General features: G+C 27.7%; 1 pseudogene. It reads left to right on the top strand.

Going from position 1 to position 260, the window contains the following annotated elements:
* A pseudogene (locus FN960_RS23095) lies at positions 1-109 on the top strand (copper-transporting ATPase); the annotation flags it as partial.
* Positions 110-260: the final 151 nt, after the last annotated feature.

Below are 260 nucleotides of genomic sequence, written 5' to 3'. Positions count from 1 at the left end.
TATATTAGCTTCTATTGGTTTAATATTATCACCTGCTGTGGGTGCAATACTTATGTCTTTAAGTACGATCATCGTAGCAATTAATGCTTTCACATTAAAATTAAAATAAAAGATAGGAGCTTTTAAATATGATTAAGAAATTAAACTTTATTATATTGGCATCAGGATTAGTATTATCAGCTTGCTCAACGGGTAGTAAAGAAGAAAATAATGATTCTAAAGATAAAAAATCAGAAGAACACATGGAACATAAAAGTGAA

Source organism: Alkalicoccobacillus porphyridii (genome assembly GCF_007293315.1).
Classification (GTDB): Bacteria; Bacillota; Bacilli; order Bacillales; family Bacillaceae_D; genus Alkalicoccobacillus; species Alkalicoccobacillus porphyridii.
This window is presented reverse-complemented; position numbering and strand designations above follow the sequence as displayed.